Annotated in this window: 19 protein-coding genes; 14 read left to right on the forward strand and 5 right to left on the reverse strand. The window is 51.5% G+C overall.

Features of this window, described 5'->3' with window-relative positions; genetic code table 11:
* Positions 1-20 precede the first annotated feature (20 nt).
* Together HZ996_11500 and HZ996_11505 are read left to right on the forward strand one after the other, a co-directional pair.
* A complete protein-coding gene (locus tag HZ996_11500; GenBank protein QTN39740.1) occupies positions 21-893 on the forward strand; it encodes a nucleoside phosphorylase in 873 nt (290 codons plus the stop codon).
* A 25-nt stretch (positions 894-918) separates the two neighbouring features.
* On the forward strand, positions 919-1,296 hold the full coding sequence (locus HZ996_11505; GenBank protein ID QTN39741.1) for a DUF2200 domain-containing protein: 378 nt from the start codon (positions 919-921) through the stop codon (positions 1,294-1,296).
* Positions 1,297-1,298: 2 nt separating this feature from the next.
* Here the strand turns inward: HZ996_11505 and rny are convergent, their stop codons facing one another.
* The 3 genes from rny to HZ996_11520 all read right to left on the reverse strand — a co-directional run bounded on the left by rny (position 1,299) and on the right by HZ996_11520 (position 3,673).
* Positions 1,299-2,843, reverse strand: a complete 1,545-nt coding sequence (gene rny / locus HZ996_11510; protein ID QTN39742.1) for a ribonuclease Y — start codon at positions 2,841-2,843, stop codon at positions 1,299-1,301.
* A 236-nt stretch (positions 2,844-3,079) separates the two neighbouring features.
* Positions 3,080-3,376 carry a cell division protein ZapA gene (locus HZ996_11515; protein ID QTN39743.1) on the reverse strand — a complete coding sequence of 99 codons (297 nt, stop codon included), beginning with the start codon at positions 3,374-3,376 and terminating at the stop codon, positions 3,080-3,082.
* A 3-nt stretch (positions 3,377-3,379) separates the two neighbouring features.
* Entirely contained in the window at positions 3,380-3,673 is a 294-nt protein-coding gene (locus HZ996_11520) for a hypothetical protein (GenBank protein ID QTN39744.1), read from the reverse strand.
* 81 nt (positions 3,674-3,754) lie between these two features.
* Here HZ996_11520 and HZ996_11525 point away from each other — a divergent pair, with 81 nt between their 5' ends.
* The gene (locus HZ996_11525; GenBank protein ID QTN39745.1) at positions 3,755-5,455 is read left to right on the forward strand and encodes a M23 family metallopeptidase; all 1,701 of its coding nucleotides are present in this window, start codon (positions 3,755-3,757) and stop codon (positions 5,453-5,455) included.
* An 18-nt stretch (positions 5,456-5,473) separates the two neighbouring features.
* Here the strand turns inward: HZ996_11525 and HZ996_11530 are convergent, their stop codons facing one another.
* Positions 5,474-7,297: a T9SS type A sorting domain-containing protein gene (locus tag HZ996_11530; GenBank protein QTN39746.1), complete on the reverse strand. Its 1,824-nt coding sequence runs from the start codon at positions 7,295-7,297 to the stop codon at positions 5,474-5,476.
* A 60-nt stretch (positions 7,298-7,357) separates the two neighbouring features.
* Between HZ996_11530 and HZ996_11535 the strand changes: the two genes are divergently transcribed.
* Genes HZ996_11535 through HZ996_11550 form a run of 4 tightly spaced genes read left to right on the forward strand, consistent with a single transcriptional unit; the run spans position 7,358 to position 12,350 of the window.
* Positions 7,358-8,026, forward strand: coding sequence for a carboxypeptidase-like regulatory domain-containing protein (locus HZ996_11535; protein ID QTN39747.1), 669 nt, complete (start codon positions 7,358-7,360; stop codon positions 8,024-8,026).
* A gap of 9 nt (positions 8,027-8,035) precedes the next feature.
* The gene (locus tag HZ996_11540) at positions 8,036-10,483 is read left to right on the forward strand and encodes a TonB-dependent receptor (protein ID QTN39748.1); all 2,448 of its coding nucleotides are present in this window, start codon (positions 8,036-8,038) and stop codon (positions 10,481-10,483) included.
* Positions 10,480-10,719: a hypothetical protein gene (locus HZ996_11545; GenBank protein ID QTN39749.1), complete on the forward strand. Its 240-nt coding sequence runs from the start codon at positions 10,480-10,482 to the stop codon at positions 10,717-10,719. The genes HZ996_11540 and HZ996_11545 overlap by 4 nt, the downstream gene beginning before the upstream one ends.
* The gene (locus HZ996_11550; GenBank protein QTN39750.1) at positions 10,716-12,350 is read left to right on the forward strand and encodes a glycosyltransferase family 39 protein; all 1,635 of its coding nucleotides are present in this window, start codon (positions 10,716-10,718) and stop codon (positions 12,348-12,350) included. Before HZ996_11545 ends, HZ996_11550 begins: the two co-directional genes overlap by 4 nt.
* 2 nt (positions 12,351-12,352) lie before the next feature.
* Here HZ996_11550 and HZ996_11555 read toward each other — a convergent pair whose 3' ends face one another.
* On the reverse strand, positions 12,353-13,237 hold the full coding sequence (locus HZ996_11555) for a flippase-like domain-containing protein (protein ID QTN39751.1): 885 nt from the start codon (positions 13,235-13,237) through the stop codon (positions 12,353-12,355).
* A gap of 49 nt (positions 13,238-13,286) precedes the next feature.
* On the opposite strand from HZ996_11555, the gene HZ996_11560 reads away from it, so the two are divergent.
* From HZ996_11560 to HZ996_11590, 7 genes are all read left to right on the forward strand, one after another.
* Entirely contained in the window at positions 13,287-14,120 is an 834-nt protein-coding gene (locus HZ996_11560) for a class I SAM-dependent methyltransferase (GenBank protein QTN39752.1), read from the forward strand.
* 65 nt (positions 14,121-14,185) lie between these two features.
* Positions 14,186-15,394, forward strand: a complete 1,209-nt coding sequence (locus tag HZ996_11565; protein ID QTN39753.1) for a tyrosine-type recombinase/integrase — start codon at positions 14,186-14,188, stop codon at positions 15,392-15,394.
* A gap of 40 nt (positions 15,395-15,434) precedes the next feature.
* Complete coding sequence (locus HZ996_11570; protein ID QTN39754.1) at positions 15,435-15,713, forward strand: type II toxin-antitoxin system ParD family antitoxin; 279 nt, start codon at positions 15,435-15,437, stop codon at positions 15,711-15,713.
* Positions 15,676-15,963, forward strand: coding sequence for a type II toxin-antitoxin system RelE/ParE family toxin (locus tag HZ996_11575; protein ID QTN39755.1), 288 nt, complete (start codon positions 15,676-15,678; stop codon positions 15,961-15,963). The genes HZ996_11570 and HZ996_11575 overlap by 38 nt, the downstream gene beginning before the upstream one ends.
* Positions 15,964-16,086: 123 nt before the next feature.
* Positions 16,087-16,899 carry a hypothetical protein gene (locus tag HZ996_11580; protein ID QTN39756.1) on the forward strand — a complete coding sequence of 271 codons (813 nt, stop codon included), beginning with the start codon at positions 16,087-16,089 and terminating at the stop codon, positions 16,897-16,899.
* A 324-nt stretch (positions 16,900-17,223) separates the two neighbouring features.
* Positions 17,224-17,730 (forward strand): hypothetical protein, encoded by a 507-nt coding sequence (locus HZ996_11585; protein QTN39757.1) that lies wholly within the window; start codon positions 17,224-17,226, stop codon positions 17,728-17,730.
* A 362-nt stretch (positions 17,731-18,092) separates the two neighbouring features.
* On the forward strand, positions 18,093-18,956 hold the full coding sequence (locus tag HZ996_11590) for a tyrosine-protein phosphatase (GenBank protein QTN39758.1): 864 nt from the start codon (positions 18,093-18,095) through the stop codon (positions 18,954-18,956).
* Positions 18,957-19,040: the final 84 nt, after the last annotated feature.

Consider the following 19,040-nt stretch of genomic DNA (forward strand, 5'->3'; position numbering starts at 1 on the left):
CGAATCAATCCAACGGCAATATGTCACTCGCCCCTTCTGAACTCGTCTTGAATCCCGATCACAGCGTATACCATCTGGGCTTGCACCCGGAAGACATCGCCGGTACGATACTCCTGGTTGGTGACCCTGGCCGGGTTCGTTTGGTCTCCGATAAGTTTGACAAAGTGACTCTTCGCCAGCAAAAAAGAGAATTCATTACCCATACGGGGGAGTTGAACGGCAAGCGATTGACTGTGATGGCCACGGGTATTGGTACGGACAATATTGACATTGTGCTCAACGAGCTTGACGCCCTGGTCAACATCGATCTCAAGCGCCGGGAGTTTCTCGATCAAAAAACTTCCCTGCGCCTGGTGCGTATGGGAACTTCAGGATCGCTCCAGTCGGATATTCCCGTGGACAGTATCCTTTTGAGTGAGGCGGCCCTTGGCTTCGATGGACTGATGCACTTCTACGATGCCCGCCACGTGATGGACCACGATTTCTCAAAAGCCTTCCGAAAAGAACTGAACTGGCCCGAGGCGGCAGCACATCCCTACGTGGTGCGTGCCGATCACGAAACCCTTGATCTTCTAAAAGGCCCCAACACCCACGTTGGAGTGACCATTACCGCCCACGGATTCTATGGCCCTCAGGGCCGGGAGCTTCGAATTCCGATTGCCCTACCCGACCTCAACGATCGTCTCGAAAGCTTCCGTTTCGGAGATGAGCGCATCACCAACTATGAAATGGAGACCTCCGCCCTATATGGCCTTGGGAAAATGATGGGACACCGCTGCACCACCGCTTGTGTGATTATAGCCAACCGCCCCAACAACGATTTTTCGGCGAACTACCACGCCTCTGTGGAACAGATGATTGACCATGTATTGGAGCGCCTCACGGCGCGATGAAAACCTATTTAAACCGCTATTGACCATGCCTGCATTAACCACAACCACCCCCGAACACGACAAACGCATAGCTGAGATGATCTTCGCAGACATCTATCCGCTCTACGTGAATAAGATTGAAAAGAAGGGCCGGACCGTTGAAGAGCTGAATCAGGTCCTGTGCTGGATCCTCGGATTTTGCGAAGCCGAATTACAGGAACAAATCGATAAACGCTCCTCGTATGCTGAGCTTTTTGAGGCCGCTACCTTGCACCCCAACGCCCATATGATTAAAGGAGTGGTCTGCGGATATCGCATTGAGGAGCTTCAAACCAAGCTCACCCGAGAAGCCCGTCAGATGGAAAAACTGATCGACGAGCTGGCCAAGGGCCGAAAAATGGAGAAGATTCTGCGCAGCGAATAAGACTACCGCGCGTAGTTCACCGCCCGTGTTTCGCGGATCACCGTCACCTTGACCTGACCTGGATAGGTCATTTCACTTTGGATCTTTTGACTGATGTCGTAGCTGAGTTGCGTAGCACTGTTGTCGTCGACCTTGTCGCAATCGACCACTACACGTAGTTCACGACCCGCTTGAATCGCATAGGACTTGCTCACGCCCGGGTACTGCAGAGCCAACTCCTCCAATTCCTTCAGACGCTTGATGTAGCTGTCTACGATCTGGCGACGAGCTCCCGGACGAGCTCCTGAGATTCCATCACAGACTTGAATGATCGGCGCAATGAGGGTATTCATTTCCACTTCATCGTGGTGAGCTCCTACGGCATTACAGACATCGGGCTTCTCTCCGTACTTTTCACAGAGCTTCATCCCAAGGATAGCGTGCGGCAACTCACTCTCTTCATCGGGCACTTTTCCAATATCGTGCAAGAGTCCAGCCCGTTTGGCCGCCTTGGGGTTGAGCCCCAATTCACTGGCCATAATGGAACAGAGGTTCGCTACTTCACGGCTGTGCTGCAACAGGTTCTGTCCGTACGAAGAACGGTACTTCATACGTCCTACCATGCGTACTAGCTCCGGATGTAAATTGTGAATTCCAAGGTCGATGGCGGTGCGCTTGCCGGTCTCGGCTATTTCTTCTTCGAGTTCTTTAATGGTCTTCTTGACCACTTCCTCAATTCGCGCCGGATGGATACGTCCATCTGTCACCAACTTATGCAAGGACAGTCGCGCCACCTCACGACGAACCGGATCAAAGCAACTCAAGATGATGGCCTCAGGTGTATCGTCTACAATGATCTCTACCCCCGTAGCGGCTTCTAAGGCACGGATGTTTCGACCTTCACGGCCAATGATACGTCCCTTGACATCATCGCTTTCGATATTGAACACCGATACGCTGTTCTCAATGCTGTGCTCTACGCCCACCCGTTGGATGGTTTGAAGAATGATCTTCTTGGCTTCTTTGTTGGCGGCCAACTTCGCCTCTTCGACTTGCTCCTGAACCAAGGCCAAGGCCTGTGCTTTCGCCTCGTCTTTGAGGGCATCCACGAGCTGCTTCTTGGCTTCCTCAGCGGACAATCCGGAAATGACCTCGAGCTGCTCTACCTGCTTGCGGTGCATTTGCTCTACTTCCTTACTTCTGCGCTCCAAGACGTCGAAGCGCTTATCCAATTTGGATTGCTTGTCCTTGAGCTCCTTGTAGTTTCGGCTGTTTTCTTCGATTCGGGTGCGGAGCTTGTCGTCCTTTTCTTTGAACTTCTTCTCCTTCGCCTCCATGCGTTGATTGCGTTCGTGAATCACGCCTTCATGCTCGGTCTTGAGCTCAAGAAATTTCTCCTTGGCTTGAAGGATTTTGTCCTTCTTGATTTGTTCCCCCTCTTTCTCGGCTTCGGCCAGCATTTTGGCGACCTTACCGTCTCCTTGTTTTCTCAGGATGATCACGGCAAGCCCAAATCCGGCCAGCACACTGATCAATCCTTCGACGATCATAACGACTGTATTGTCCATATGTCGGTATAAAATAAGCCCACACTACTTCACGGTTCTATTAAACCCCATAATGTCATGGGTGGAGTCGCCGACAGCATCAAACTTCCACCGGTCCGGATTGGACTCACCGTCACCAGGACGGCTACAAGGCCTGTTTTTAACTGTCTGAATCGTTGAACTCCAATAGAATAACTGTTGAGTTTAACAAACATGTGAAATAATGCGGGCTATGCGATTATTTTTTATGTAAAGAACTAGTCAGCAAGAGCGTCGGACAACTGCTTCCCCAGGGCTTCCAACCGGTCGGTCACCTCTTGGTCGACCACGACGGCATCACTTTGCGTTCGCTCCACCTTAGTAGCGAGCTGCAAGGCGCACATGGCGAGCAGGTCTTGCTGGTCCTGCACCGCGTAGTTACGCTGGAAGTCTTTCAGCATTGACTCAATGGTCTTTGCCGCTTTTCGCACCGACTCTTCATCGGCCCGTTTTATGGTGAGCGGATACGTTCTGTTTCCGATGCTCACCTTTATTTTAAGCATATTCGGATCCATCCTTTATCCATTCAGTTGTGCTACGCACTTATCGATTTCCCGCACCAATTCGCTGATTTTGGATTTTGTGGCCTCACGGCCCGATGGGTCATTTCCCCCCAAAGTGCCAGCCATCCGAATCAGTTCATTTTCCCGTTCCATCTGCGCCACCACTTCGCGCGCTTGATCCACACGCTCTTCGGCCTGGATCAATTCTTCTTTGAGTTCACGGTGTTCGCTTTCCAGCCTCTTGTACTTCTTTATAAACAAGTTCAAATCGGCCTCTAATCGCTCCACCGTTCGCGCTAAATCGCTCATGCAGTTTAGAATCTAGGTTAAAACAAATGTAGCGTTTCGGCGTATTGGGCGCAAATGGCCAGCATCTTATATTTGCGGACTATGCGCATCCTGCTTTTTCTCCTTGTCTCGACCTTATCCCTAAACGCCCAAAACTGGCATCCTCCGATGGACCCTCCCATGATCCTCAGTGGTTCCTTTGGCGAACTCCGGAGCAATCACTTCCACAGCGGTATCGACATCAAAACAGGCGGGGTGGTTGGAAAGTCCGTTTACGCGGTGGAACGCGGAACGGTGGTACGTATTCGCGTGGGCCCCACTGGCTTTGGAAAAGCACTTTATCTGAGACACCCCAATGGAAAGACCAGTGTATACGCCCACTTGAACGCCTTTGATCCGGCCATTGCTGAATATGTCAAAAAGGCCCAATACCGTCAACAGCGCTTTGCAGTGGACCTCTACCCCGAAGCGGGAACCTTTACTTTTGAACGCGGTGAAGAGATCGCCAAATCCGGGAACAGCGGATCTTCTGGAGGGCCTCACCTTCATTTCGAGATCAGGAATACGGCCAACGAGCATCCCCTCGACCCTTTGAATCAAGGATTCTCGGTTGAGGATCATCGCGCCCCCTTGCTTGAACGGTTGGTGTTGATTCCTATCAGTGCCGATGCCCGCTGTAATGGAATACGCGAGAATGTCATTCTTCCCACCACCCGATCCGGCGTGGGACAATACCGCGTTTCAGACAACCGCAGTATTCAGCTTACCGGTACTTGGGGCTTTGCTGTTCAGACCGTAGATCAACAAGATGGCGGCAGCAATCGCAACGGTACGGTGATGCTCAAAATGTGGTTGGACGACAGCCTGCGCTACGTGCACGACATTGACGAATTCAGCTTCTCCGAAACGCGCTACATGAACAGTCTGATCACCTATGATCAGTACAAGTGCTGCCGCTGGAGGGGCACTAAACTGTACGTGGAACCCAACAACCAATTGAGCTTTGTCCAAGGCAATCCCGCCGGATATGAATTTGAGGCCGTCGGGAAGCATACGATTCGCATCGAAGCAGAAGACCGTCGCGGGAACAAGAGCGTTTTGACCTACAGCTTTGGCACTCTGGAACCCGCTCAACACGACTCCGCTGTGGAAGACCCCGTGGTGCTGCAAAACAAGCCGTGGCTGGTGCATCACGAGGCCCATCGGATTACGGTGGGCGATGCGCGCTGCATCATTCCGGCGGGCGTGCTGTACACAGACACCTATTTCCCAAAAGGGCAAGCCGCATACGACAACACCTTTTACACCCCCTTGTACCGATTCGGACACCAAGAGATTCCGGCACACACCTATTTTACCCTAGACCTTCCCCTTGCGGCGATTCCCAAAGGCCTCAGAGCAGAACAATTATGCTTTGTCGAAGTGGAAGAAAGCGGTCGCAAAGAATGGTGGCCGGGAGAATGGAAATCGGGCCGATTTATCGGCCGTAGCCGCGAATTTGGGCGCTATGCGATAGGTGCCGATACGGTTGCCCCTGTCATTGACCCCGTCAACATCTACGCCCGGAAGAACATGAGTCGGAACGAGTCCTTGATGGTTCGTATCAAAGACGATTTCAGTGGTATTGACGCCATCAAAGGAACAATTGACGGTCAGTGGGTCTTAATGGAATGGGATCCGAAGACACGGCGATTGTGGTACACATTCGATGAACGTTGCCCCGCAGGAGAGCACACCTTTGCTTTGGAAGTCACGGACAACTGCGGAAATACAGCCGAATACGTGGTCTTCTTTACACGATGACCTGAGTGGTTCGAGCGATTAATCGGTAATCACCAGGCGCTTGAGGAAGCGACCATAATCGGTATCCAGCTCGATTAAATAGGAACCCGCGGCCCAGTTTTCCGTGGACCATTCCCGACGAAATAGCCCAGCCGAACGCTGGTAGGCCTCCGAAGCCACAATCTGGCCCTGAGTGGAGTAAATGGTGATGCGCAGATCGGTTCGGTATTTCAGAACCACGTCCATGGTGAAGTAATCCGTGGCAGGGTTCGGGAACACGGAGCGCCACTCCACCGCTTCAGTCACGGGACCAATCTCAGGATCGGTCAATCCATCCGACTTGTTGATGGTTGCGCTGTAGATATCGAGGTTCCCGTTGTTGGATCGGCCGTCAGACCAGAAGGGAATAACCGAGCCCGGGGAGCCCAAGACTTGGGTGTATTCCCCAATACCAAAGCCGTTGTTGTTGTTTCCAACAGTAGAGAATAAGGTCGGCGTTAGGTTTGCCTTAATGTTGCTGAAGGTGATTCCACCATCCGTGGATATACCGATGTAGTAGTCGGTGGCGATGTTGGCAACATCGTCCCGTCGATCGTACCAACCGAGCATGACATCTCCTTCGGAATCGACAAAGATGCTGGAATAGAACTGATGCTGCTGTGGGTCACCGTCATTGTTGACAATCATGGGCGTGGACCAGGTGTCTCCTCCATCACGTGAACGGGAAAGCCAAATATCGAGCCCATAGCTCTCCGTGGTGTCTACACCGTTGGCGGTCCAGGTCAAATAGAGCGATCCGTCGTTCGGCCCACCTGAGTTGTCCGAAGCCAAATAGCAGGAGGGATAAAAACGCTGGAGCGAAACTCCCGTGAGGTTAGGATCGGGATCCCAAGCCGTAAAGGAGGGCACGTTGGCCTGAGTTACTTCGGCCGGAGCACTAAAGGTCAATCCACCGTCCGTACTGCTGCAGTGATACATGTGGTAGGTCTGGCTATTTGGACTGGCAAAGAAGGTGACGTGCACCACCCCATCGCTCGTAACCGCTACATTCCCAAACTGGACAAAGACCCAATTAAAACCACTTACGTTGATGGTGCTCTGCGTGAATTCTACGTCATTGGCCCGCTTGTACCGCAGCCCGATGTAAGACGACCCTGTGAGTGGGTTTCCTTCGAGGAAGGTGCAGTAGACGGAATTGTAATGAGGTGAGGAGGGATTGACGTCCGCCGCCATCCACTGCTTATCGCGCACGACAAGGCTGTTGATGTTGGGCAGACCTCCGTCATTCTTGCTCAGGCCGATGGCCTTTTTAGGACTCTGCTGCCAAGTGATGCCGTGATCATCGGAATAGGCCCAATAAAGGGCCCAAAAAATACTGTCGCTGATGGAGCTCTTTTGAAAGAGGTTAATCCAGCTGTAGTAGAGGCGTCCGTTGCCGTCGTAGACAAAGTTGGGATCCCCACCACCGTAGACCACGGCGTTGCTGAACTGAGGAGATGGGCTAAAGGAGCTCAGGTTCCAAGAGCTGCCGAAGTCGGCCGAAGTCCAGATGGGCATGGCCAGGCCATTTTGTTGGCGCATGGCACTGGTGACCAGGATGTTGGTGTCTCCAGGAAAGATGGCCGCGTGGACTTCTGATTCCGGGGCGTTGACCGCGCTGACGACGTGTTCGTCTGGGACGGAGCGGGTCCATCGCGCCGTAGGCGCAGACAAATCTGTAATGACTGGAGCGCCCTCTGGGAATCGAATCTTTTCCTCGATGATTTCGCGGAGGTATTCGCGGCGAATTTCGGTGTATTCCTGAGCGGCTGAAAGCAGCGGCAACAGGGCGATTCCGAGAAGCAATTGTAGTTTTCTTTTCATGGTGACAAAGTGCAGGTTACCAAAGATACCAAAATGCAGAGGATTCCGTTACTTTGTGGTATGAAGCACTTTACCAGTTGGGCAGGTGTATGGGTGATCGCGATGCTTCTGATTTCGGCCCCTGCGCAGGCGCAAGACGACGACTTGATCCAGCTTTCGGGCGTGGTGGCTACCGGTGATACGGTGCGGCCCATCCCCTACGCCACCATTTACATCCCCAATAGAGCCATGGGTACCGTGACCGACTATGACGGGTTTTTCTCCATGGTGGTGCACAAAGGCGATACGCTTCAATTCAGCAGTATGGGATTCAAAACCGGTGAGTTTTGGGTGCCCGATACGCTTAAAAAATCACACTACAGCCTGGTGATGACCTTGCTCCAAGATACCATTATTCTTGCCGAGCAAACGCTCTACCCTTGGCCTTCCAAAGAACAATTCAAGCAGTTCTTCTTGGCTATGGAGCCGCCCACGGACGATCTGCAACGCGCCAAGCGAAACATGGCCCTGGAAACGATCCGTCGCCAAGCCGAACAGGTGGGCTACGACCCCCAAGCTATGGCGGCTTACATGAACAATTACAACCACCAACAGCTGTACAACGCCGGTCGCTACTACGGCGAAAACGGAGGGCAAGCCGTGCTCGGAGCCCTCACCAACCCCTTTGCCTGGGCGGAGTTTTTCCGGGCCCTCAAACGGGGTGATTTTTCCAGTGACCGATACAAATAACCTGACGAATTGCGACTACTGCCGATGCGCCTGATCGGAATACTGCTCCTTACAATTGCTACCCTGCCTGCCTTCGCCCAAGACGTGACGGTCACAGGGACCGTGCGTGACGCTCAAGGCCAGCCCATTTCGGAGGCGAACGTGGTGTCCGGAGCGCTCGGAGTGAGCACGGGTGTGGAAGGTCAGTACAGTTTGCGCCTACGGCGCGATGCTCCGTTCTACGTCTATTTCACCCACATCAGTTACCGACCAGACTCCGTTCTGGTCGACCCCTCCAAAGGCCGCAAACAGGAATTCGACATCACCCTCCAACTCATGGCCAACCTCATCCCCGAGGTGGACGTGGAGGACGAAACCGAGCGCTACGACGAAATCATCCGGCTGGACGCCAAGGACGTGACCGCCCTTCCCGGTCCTGCTCAAACCGTTGAAGGCCTCATCAAGACCCTGCCCGGAGTAAGCTCCAACAACGAATTCAGTTCCCAATACAGCGTGCGTGGAGGAAACTTCGACGAGAACCTGGTCTACGTGAACGACATCGAAATCTACCGCCCCTTCTTGGTCCGCGCCGGACAGCAGGAAGGATTGAGCTTCATCAACCCGGACATGGTCGCCAATATTGAATTTTCGGCCGGTGGGTTTGAGGCGCGCTACGGGGATAAGATGTCTTCCGTCTTGGACATTACCTATAAGCGCCCAACTGAATACGGCGTGAACGCCATGATCAGCCTCTTGGGGGGATCCATTGCCATTGGGGGACGGACCGATGATCGGAAGTTCAGCTTCATCACCAGTGCCCGGTACCGCACCAACCAGATCCTCGTGGGCTCCTTGGACACCGAAGCCGACTACCGCCCGCGCTACACCGATGCGCAGGCCTACCTCACTTATGAGATCAAGCCGCGCTGGAACCTCGGCCTTTTGACCACCTATTCGCGTAACCTCTTCCAAACCGTGCCTGAAACGCGCGAAACAGACTTTGGAACCATCACCGAGGCGCTGCGCTTGACGGTCTTCTTCGATGGACAAGAAATCACCCAATACGAAACCTTCCTCGGCGCGCTTTCTTTGGAACACGAACTCACCGATCAAACCCGCCTGCGCTTCATCGTTAGTGGATTTTTGACAGACGAGCAGGAGTACTTTGATATTCTGGGGCAGTACAGACTCAGTGAGCTCGACAACGACTTGGGATCCGAGGACTTCGGTGAAGAGAAGTTTGAACGCGGAGTGGGTGGTTACCTGGACCACGCGCGGAACCTCTTGCAGGCGCGGGTATTCACTTTGACCCACAAGGGCGATCACCGCAGTCAGGACGGAAATTCGACCCTTTATTGGGGAATCAAAGCGCAGAACGAATACATCGACGACGTCCTGAAAGAATGGAACCTCATCGACTCTGCGGGCTACAGCATCCCTCAATTTCCGGGCGACAGTGTGGTCCTCTTTGAAACCATTGATGCGGCCAACATCGTCGAAAGTTGGCGTTATCAGACCTACGGACAATACACCACCCGTTGGCGCAATGCCCAGAACGAAACTTGGAGCTTGAGCGCCGGAGCACGCCTCCACTACTGGACGGTCAACAAGCAACTGCTTTTCAGCCCTCGGGCTTCCATCTCATGGGAGCCCAACTGGGAAAAGGACATGGTCTTCCGATTCTCGACAGGAGTCTATTATCAATCCCCATTTTACCGGGAGATTCGGGACGATTTCGGAAACGTCAACCGCAACGTCCGTGCCCAGCGGTCCATCCACTTCGTGCTCGGAAACGACTACCAGTTTGAAGCCTTCGGCCGTCCCTTTAAGTTCACCACTGAGCTGTACTACAAGTACATGGACGACCTCATCCCCTACTACATCGACAATGTTCGGATTCGCTACTCCGCGGAGAACAACGCCGTGGGTTATGCCCTCGGGGCTGATTTCCGCATCAACGGAGAGTTTGTCCCGGGCATCGAGAGTTGGGCCTCCATGAGCGTTATGACCATTCAAGAAGACATCCTCGATGACTTCTTCATCGACGAAAATGGTCAGCGCCAAGAACCGGGCTACATCCCTCGCCCCACCGATCAGCGCGTGACCTTCAACATCTTCTTCCAAGACTACCTGCCCAACGACCCCACCCTCAAGGTCAATCTCAACCTCGTCTATGGATCGGGCTTGCCCTTCGGCGCTCCACAAAGCGAACGCTACCAGCAAACGGCTCGTATCCCGGCCTACCGCCGCGTGGACATCGGGTTCACCAAGATCTTGGTCAGCGCCGACAAACAGTACGAAAGCGGCATCTTCTCGCCCTTCAAAAACCTCTGGGTAGGCGTTGAAGTCTTCAACCTCTTGGGGATTCGCAACACGGTCAGCTATCTTTGGGTCCAAGACGTTCAAGGACGACCCTACGCCGTTCCCAACTACCTGACCAACCGCCTGCTGAACGTTAAAATCGTGGCCGAGCTATGAGATGGATCGAGAACATCCCGAATAAGAACTTCACCATCAACCTGTACCACCATCAGGAGCGCTACATCCTGAAGTTTGAGGCGGGTCCCATGGAGCAGACCTATAAGATTCCTCAGGGCCTACGGCCCGATGCTGAGGCCGTCAAGAAGCTCCTCACACCGGAATTCCTCGAAGAAGTCCGTCAACAGTTCAACGCCATGTATGTGGCCCTGAAAAAACAACTGGACGCCAAATGAAAGCGTCTGCTGCACTCCCCGATCGTCGCCTGCTGCTGGGGGTGCTCCTCGTTCTTCTGGTTGCCCTGCTGGGGTGGCAAAACGTCCTGAATCTTCGGGCCGAAGAACCCCGCCGCGCCCTTGTCAGCCTGGAGATGTGGCTCACCGGCGATTACCTCGTTCCCCACATCAACGGCTATCCCTACTACAACAAACCGCCCCTGTTCAACTGGATCATGGCGGGATTTTACCAGCTCACCGGCAGCGCCGAACCCTGGGTGGTGCGCCTCCCAAGCTTGCTCGGACTTCTCGGATTGTCCTACACCCATTTCCGCGTCAGCCGCCGCTACCTCGGCCGTGACCGCGCCCTCTGGAGCGCCCTGGCCCTGTTGACCACGATGGACATCCTCTTCTACGCCTCAGTCAACTCCGGCGAAATTGATCTGCTCTACGCTTGGGTGGTCTACCTCCAAGCCATCACCGTTTTCCACTACCAACAACGAGGCGACTTCTGGCGCATGTATCTCATCAGCTACGTGCTCACCTTTGTCGGTTTCATGCTCAAGGGCCTCCCATCCCTCGCCTTCCAAGCCCTCACCATTCTAGCTTGGCTCCTGGCCAACCGCCAGTGGAAAAAGCTCTTCCACCCGGCCCACTTCGTGGGCATTGCCCTGTTGGCCGCCCTATTCGCCAGTTATTTTGTCCCCTACGGACAGCGCGAAGACTGGCTCGGCTTCCTAGTACGTCAGTACAAAGAGGCCTCCCAACGAACGGGACTCGAAGCCCACTGGACCGATACCCTGCTCCAGACCCTGCTCAACCCCCTCCGCTTTGCCCAGCTACTGCTGCCCTGGTCCCTACTCCTCATTCCCCTGTTTCGCCTCAAGGAAATGCGCCAACAAATCTCTAGTGCCTGGCGCGAGAACGCCTTTATTCGTTTTTCCGTCCTTTTCGTGGCCGCCAATGTCTGGCTCTACTGGCTCACGCCCGATTTCAAGGCCCGCTACCAGTACATGTTTTTCCCCTTTGTGCTTTCCCTGCTCTTTTTCCCTCAGGGCCTCACGGCCCGATGGTGGAGTGTACGAGTATTCCTCTTTGCCGCACTCCTCTTGGCCCCTGCGGTCCTCTTGCTCGACTACTTCGCCGAACTCCCCCACCTGGCCCTCAGGGCCACTCTGGTGTTCTTAGGGCTTATTGGTGTCCTTGTGGGCTACTTCCGCGGGGGACGAAGTGTCCTTTGGATTGTGCTCTTTATGGCTGTGGCGCGCATCGGCTATAACGAATTGTACCTCCGGGCCTGGAGGGCCGATGCCTCGGTCAACCGCAATGCCCAAATTGGGGCCGACCTGGTTCGACTGACCGATGGTGCTCCGATCCACCTCTACGGAACGCCCTACACCTTTAAGAGCGATGCCTCCCTAGGGCCTTTGAACTTCGGTGAGGTCGAGTTGACCACGGCACCACTCATCCCCTACGCCCTACCGTACACAGTGACGCGAGGTACGGGAGCGGTGATGCAGTTTGAAACGGAATTGCGTTCAGGTGTGTACTATGTGGCCGATGTGGCGGTGACCGATACGGTGGCCTATCCACCCTTGTACCGCTTCGAAGATCGTTGGCAGGGACGGTGGTATGTGCTCATCGAGCCGTAGGCTCAATCCTCTTTTGCTTCTTCGCCGATGTTGAGTCGGAATCCGACCTCTTCACCCACCGCTTTGGGATTGAAGATGAAGTAGGTGCCCAAGAGGGAGTTGAAGGCGAGGCTTAGGTAGAAGAGCAAGCCGATGGCAAGGCTGACTTCCATGCTGAGGCCCAAGGCGTCGGCCCCAAAGACAAAGGCCATTTCGCGTGCTCCAATCAGCGGAACAATATAGGCGAAGGTGGCGAGCATGAAGACGAAGATGTAGTCTAAGACCGCGGTATCGATCCCGAGGGAAAGCATGACCATGTAAGCCGTCACGGCTTGAAGGAATTGAACGGGGAGGCTCAGCAGTTGGGTGATGCCCCATGCGGGTAGGAAGCTCCTGAAGAAGATGCGCGTTACGGCCCAGTTGCCGATGTAGGCCAAGGGGATGAGCAGATAGAAGAGCGCCCTATTGGGTGGAGCAAAGCTGCTGAAGTAGAAGAACACTCCGGTGACCAATACAAGGGCGGTGAGGCCCGATCCGCGGTCGATGAGCGCACTCCAGACGAGGGACTTCAAGGGGACAACGGACCGTTTTTTGATCCAATAGGCCTTGTAACCTTCCCCGCCCACGAAGGGGATGAAAAGGTTGTAAAACATGGACAGCCAAGACAGCTTCAGGATTTGAAGGTCCTTGAATTGAATGCCCTGGGTACGGTAGAAGTAGTTCAAGCGGTAAACGGCAATCACCTTGCTCAGGAAGAAGGCCAAGACGGCCGCCAACAAGAACGGAATGCGGGCCTCTTTAAGGTATTCCCAAGCCTGCTCCAAGTCCACCTTGCGCAGAACCATGAAGATGGCCGCACCGCTAAGGATGATGCGCAGAAGTAATTTTATAGTTTTGTTGACCTTCAAAAACGTCGAATTTGCCGCAAGGTACAAAATCGACTTTCCGACCAAACCTATGCGCTTAGAAGACATCGCTCAAAACATCTCTCCTTCCGAATCGGGCATTTACGAGGCGCGCTCCGCTTCGGCCATCTCGTATCCGGATGAGGGCAATCAGCGCTGCATGCAGGTTGAAGAGCACAGCTTCTGGTTCAAGCATCGAAACAATGTCATCTCGGCCAACGTGGCGCACTTCAGTCCATCGGCCACCTTCTTTGACATTGGCGGAGGAAACGGCTTTGTCGCCAAACGACTCCAAGACGACGGACGCAGTGTGGTGCTTGTAGAACCCGGTCCCAGTGGCGCCAAGAACGCCCATGACCGCGGGGTTGAGCAGGTCCTTTGTTCCACCTTGGAAGATGCCGAATTCCTGCCCGCACAGATGGAAAGTGCAGGCCTATTTGACGTGGTGGAACACATCGAAGATGACGCCGCATTCTTGCGCAACATCCACACCTACCTCAAGCCAGGAGGGCTGGTGTACTTGACCGTCCCGACCTACCGCTGGCTCTGGTCCAACGAAGACGATATCGCCGGGCACTACACCCGGTACACACGCAAGCGCATGAACAAGCTCTTGCGCGGTCTGGGCTATGACATTGCCTTTTCCACTTATTTCTTTTCCCTGCTGCCGCTTCCCATCTTAATCTTTCGCTCCTTGCCGAGCCGACTTGGAATCCGGCCCAAAGAGAAAAACATGGAGACCACGCAAAACGAGCACAGCGGAAAATCTGGCTTCCTCGTCAAGCTCGCTCAAAAACTCTGGGACTGGGAACTGAACCGTCTTTCTCGTCAACGATCCATCGGTTTTGGTGGAAGTTTATTTGTGGTAGCGCGCAAGCGGGATTAATCCTCCCTCACCACCTCTGGCCCTAAGTGCCACGTTTAGGCCCTGGTTCCGACGAACTTGGGCTCATGAAGCCCAGCATCACCCTCCGACACTTGGTTCTCAAAGGCCGCGTCCACTTCGGCCTTGAATTCGACTACAACGAGGCGCTGATACATCAGTGTCGGCGACTACAAGCGCGCTGGAGCTCCGCCCACCGCCTTTGGAACCTCCCCTATTCCGAAGCGAACTATCGGAAACTTCGTGTCTTCTTTCACGAGGCCGTTATTCTGCGCACCGCCGAATTTGACCGCAGCCATCGCAATTATCTGGAGCAACAAAAACTCAAGGTCAACCACAAAGGCGGTAACCTGAGTTCACTATCCCCTTTTGCCCGGCAGGAGCTCCGAGCCGTAGACCGCTATTTGAGTATGCGCCGATACAGCGAGCGTACGCGCAAGACCTATGGCTATCTGCTTTCGGTCTTCTTTGCCACCATAGAATTTGACCGACATACGGCACTGAATTTCCGACTCGTCAACGACTACAATTCCGACCACGTGGTGCGTTCTGGCTATAGTGTATCCTACCAGAGGCAATTCATCGGAGCTTTAAAAATATACCTCAAACTCCGCCCCCACTTCCCCATTGTCGCCGACAAACTCGAACGGCCCGATAAGCAGAAGCGATTACCCACCGTCCTCAGCGAGGAGGAAGTCATGAAGCTCATAGCGCAAATTCCCCAACTCAAGCACCGCACCATCGTCGCCACGCTCTACGCCACCGGCATGCGCATCAGTGAAGCTTTGAACCTAGAACTCAAGCACATCGACTTCCAGCGCAACATGATCCACATCGTGCAAAGCAAAGGCAAAAAGGACCGGGTCATTGGTCTTTCTGAATCCTTGAAGATTCTCCTTGTCAACTACCTCCGCGATTATCATCCTCAGATTTATCTTTTCAACGGTCAAGGCGGCGGACGGTACAGTGGCTCCAGCGTTCGGCAGATCATTCACCGAGCGGCCCAACGCGCCGGCATCTCCAAAAAAGTGACCCCGCACACCCTCCGACACAGCTACGCCACACACCTACTGGACCAAGGCGTGGACGTGCGTCACGTTCAAGAACTCCTCGGTCACTCCAAACCTGAAACAACCATGATCTACACCCATGTGAGCACCAAAAAACTCGTACAAATTAGGAGCCCTTTCGACGCCGCCTTGCAGCGACATCAGCAATTCGACCAGCAAGACTCGGAACGATTGCTTCAAGGCGGTGACCCCAAACTTCGATTCTAAATCATATTAATTATTGGTACTTTTGAGTAAATCTGTAGATATGAGCAAGAATACTTCCATAGCACTAGGCCCTCACTTCGATTCCTTTATTCACGATCAAATCGAGAGCGGTCGATTCAAAAATGTGAGCGAAGTTATTCGCGCTGGACTACGGCTATTGGAGGAACGAGACGAAAAGAAAAAGGCAGTCCTCAAGGCTCTAGAAGAAGGACTGCTCAGCCCTGCGGTCGCTGATTTTGATCCTCAAGACTTCTATCAAAAGACCCAAAACAAAGTAAATTATGGGTCATTACCAGATCAGTCAAAAGGCACTACTTGACCTTGAAGAAATCGTAAACTTCACTTTGAAGCAATGGTCCCAAAAGCAATCCAAACGGTACTATGACGGACTGATCAAAACCATCGAGTCGATTTCCTTGAATCCTCGAATCGGCAAACCATACCCTGGGCCCATTAAGGGGATTCGATTGATTTCCTATGAACGTCACCTCATCTATTATCGTGTTTCGACTTTGGACAAAACCATCCTTGTTGTTCGGATTCTCCATCAACGAATGCGGCCACTTTAATCCCCGATAATCAACCCCGAATTCCCGGGGTTATCCGGGCACCCCACCTATATTTTTACTAATTTCCCACAACTAATAACCAGTTGGGCACAATAATTCTCACTTCGGACTTTCTCGGTTGGTATGACTTCAAGAATCCTCCTTCTCTTTTTCACTCTAATACTTGGGAATACCGTACTTAAAGGGCAGTCAAAAATTCATACGGATAGAATAAGTTATTTCGATAGTAAAGTTGTCGCAAGTGGAATACTGCAAAGTCAAAGTGGGTTTTTATTGTACCCAAAAGAAACATTGTACTCTTCCAATCTTCCGGCATCCGGAATAGCTGATACGGTTTCTACCTTTGGATTGAATCAATACTTCAGGTTTGGTTTTGCTAAAAGGTTAGAAATCGGTGTTGGAATGGATTCATGGATAAATACACGTGATAAGTTCAACGTAGTTGATCTCGATTTTCAATTTCGTGGTCAAATCATACGAGAGAAAAGGTTTTGTCTTTCTGGAATCGTGGGTTATCAAACTCACCCTTACAGACTTGAAGGTCAAAGCATCTATTTGACCTTGTCTGGTCACTATGATTTTGGATGGTTAAAAATCTTCGCCAATGCGACTGCAATGCATCGGCAACAATTGATCGAACCAGTTATTGGTACGGAAAACACTGAATATGACAGAGCGCTTTTCCCTATTCGAGTTACCCCGGTATTTATTATCAGCAAAAACACGAATGCTTTCGTGACGATTGACTGGGGGTATTCAATTGTGTTGAACGAAGAAGAGAGACCTTTTTTCGGAGATATTTCACCAACAACTTTTGGTATTAGTCATCAGCTTAGCTCAACTCTGCTTTTTGATTTAAGCTTTACTACAACATTTGACAAAGACCAACCGTATGGCCAAATCAACTTTGGGTTATCATGGCAGATGATAAAGTAGAATTTTGTATTTACTGTGCCCAACAACACGCAAAGCCAAGCGCTCTGTGTTCCCTCCTCTCAAGACGTCAACTTAACTATTCAGCTTTCTTATCTTGTGATCTAATCGCAAGGCGCCTGTCCTTGCCTGTAAACCGTTAGGCAACATAGGGTTTGAGTCTTCCGTTCAAGAATAGCTAATACCGCAAATGGGATACCCTTGAGCTTCAAAACCCGAATTACTTTCCTCTTCTTAGCCAATTTGCTGCTCTTGTCTCCAAGAGTGTTTAGTCAATCCCAATCGTCAATAGTTACAGGATACTCTCACAGCGCGTCTGGCAATCATTTGAGAATAGGATATGAACTTCAATTTAAAAGCAAGTGGCATGTTCAAGTTGGCCTCAAATATTTAGACGGACAGGATTTATATCAGAATAGCGAAAAGGGGTACGCATATTTCGGCCAATTTACTGGAGTAGATATATGGGAAAACCTTGGGGTCTTTGCATCCCTTGACATGACTGTAATTCAAACCCTACCCTATTCTCGAATCTACACTAAACTGGATGTTCAAGTCAATAAAACAAGACTTACGGGAACAAGTATTTCTCTTCCATCCTATGAGACCTCAGAATGGTTAACCGATCCACTCTTTAACTTAGAAACTCTATTCGGAATTGGAGTTGAAGCAAAATTCTTGAAGAGAACTTATCTTTTTGCCGAAGGAGGCTTAGGATTTATAGTAGTGGATAGATATCCGAATCTGCCGGAAAGACCGCTCGTATGGGATTGGGCTCGGTACTTTCAAATAGGGATAAAATATGAACTTGGTGAAAAGGAGAAAGCGGGCTAAGGATTCTACGTTGCCTAACAACACGCAAAGCCAAGCGCTCTAATTCTCCTACTCTCGAGTCCTCGACTAAACTATTCAGCTTTATTATCTTGTGAACTAAACCGCAAGGCGCCTGTCCTTGCCTGTAAACCGTTGAGTGCAATCGCTGCGCGACAGCACCCAACTGGGTGGGAGCGCTTGAGCATCGCGCCGTAGGCGCATATAGGTCGTCATTTCTTGATCGCATATTCATCGAAGAACTCGAATTTCGGAAGCCTTCTTATCTTCACTACTATATCGCAGGGCGTCTTTCTTTTCCTGCAAACCATTGACATGCACTATAACATGATTTGGATTAACCTTCCGACTATACATCTAGACTAATGAAGTTTCGGAACTCACTTTTGGTCGTTTTGTTTCTTGCATTTTACGCATGCAGTTTTCAACATTCAAATGAATATAATAGGAAAGTAGAGCTCGAAGGAGAACATAACTTCAGAGATCTTGGAGCTTACCGAACAACAGATAACCAAGCGATTAAAAAAGGGTTGCTATATCGTTCGGGTACACTCCATAAACTAACGGACAACGACATAGAGATACTCGAAGAACGAGGCATAAAAACGGTTATTAATTTCTTGACGAAGTCTGAAAGAGAAAATCAAGGAGCTGACAGATTACCGCAGAACGTAAAGTCAATCAATCTGCCAATCGAAGGTTTCGGAAGTGAAGTTGATGACTTAATCGTCGCCCGAAAAACAGGCGACTTTTCGAAGATTCCTGCTGATCTGAACTACAGTATTCATCAGGTTTTACCAAACACAGGCAAACAATCCTATGCGGAACTTTTTAGTGTTCTTGCTGATGAAAGCAATTATCCTATTGTTTTTCATTGTTCTCATGGCGTGCATAGAACTGGAACTGCAGCCGCTTTAATTCTTAGCATACTTGGTGTTCCTTGGCAAACCATCAGCGATGACTACATGCTTTCTAATGAATACAGATTAGCTGAAAGTACAAGGAGAGTTGATCAGTTATCAGCAATTGCAGAGGACAATCCTAGTATTACTGATAAGGCAATCAACAGAAAGAATATTGAGGCTTTTTACTTCCTTCAACCAGAATACATTGACGGAACAAAATCATACATTCTAGAAAACTATGGTTCATTTGAATCGTATTTACAGTCCGCAGATATCAGCCAAGAACAGCTTGAACAGATCAGGAATATTCTATTAGAAGAATAGCTGCATGCAGGCATTGTACTAAGGGGATTAATATGCCCTTTATACCCACCGTTGGGAGCAATCCCTCCAATACAGCATCCAACT

The organism is Cryomorphaceae bacterium, from assembly GCA_017798125.1.
Lineage (GTDB): Bacteria > Bacteroidota > Bacteroidia > Flavobacteriales > ECT2AJA-044 > ECT2AJA-044.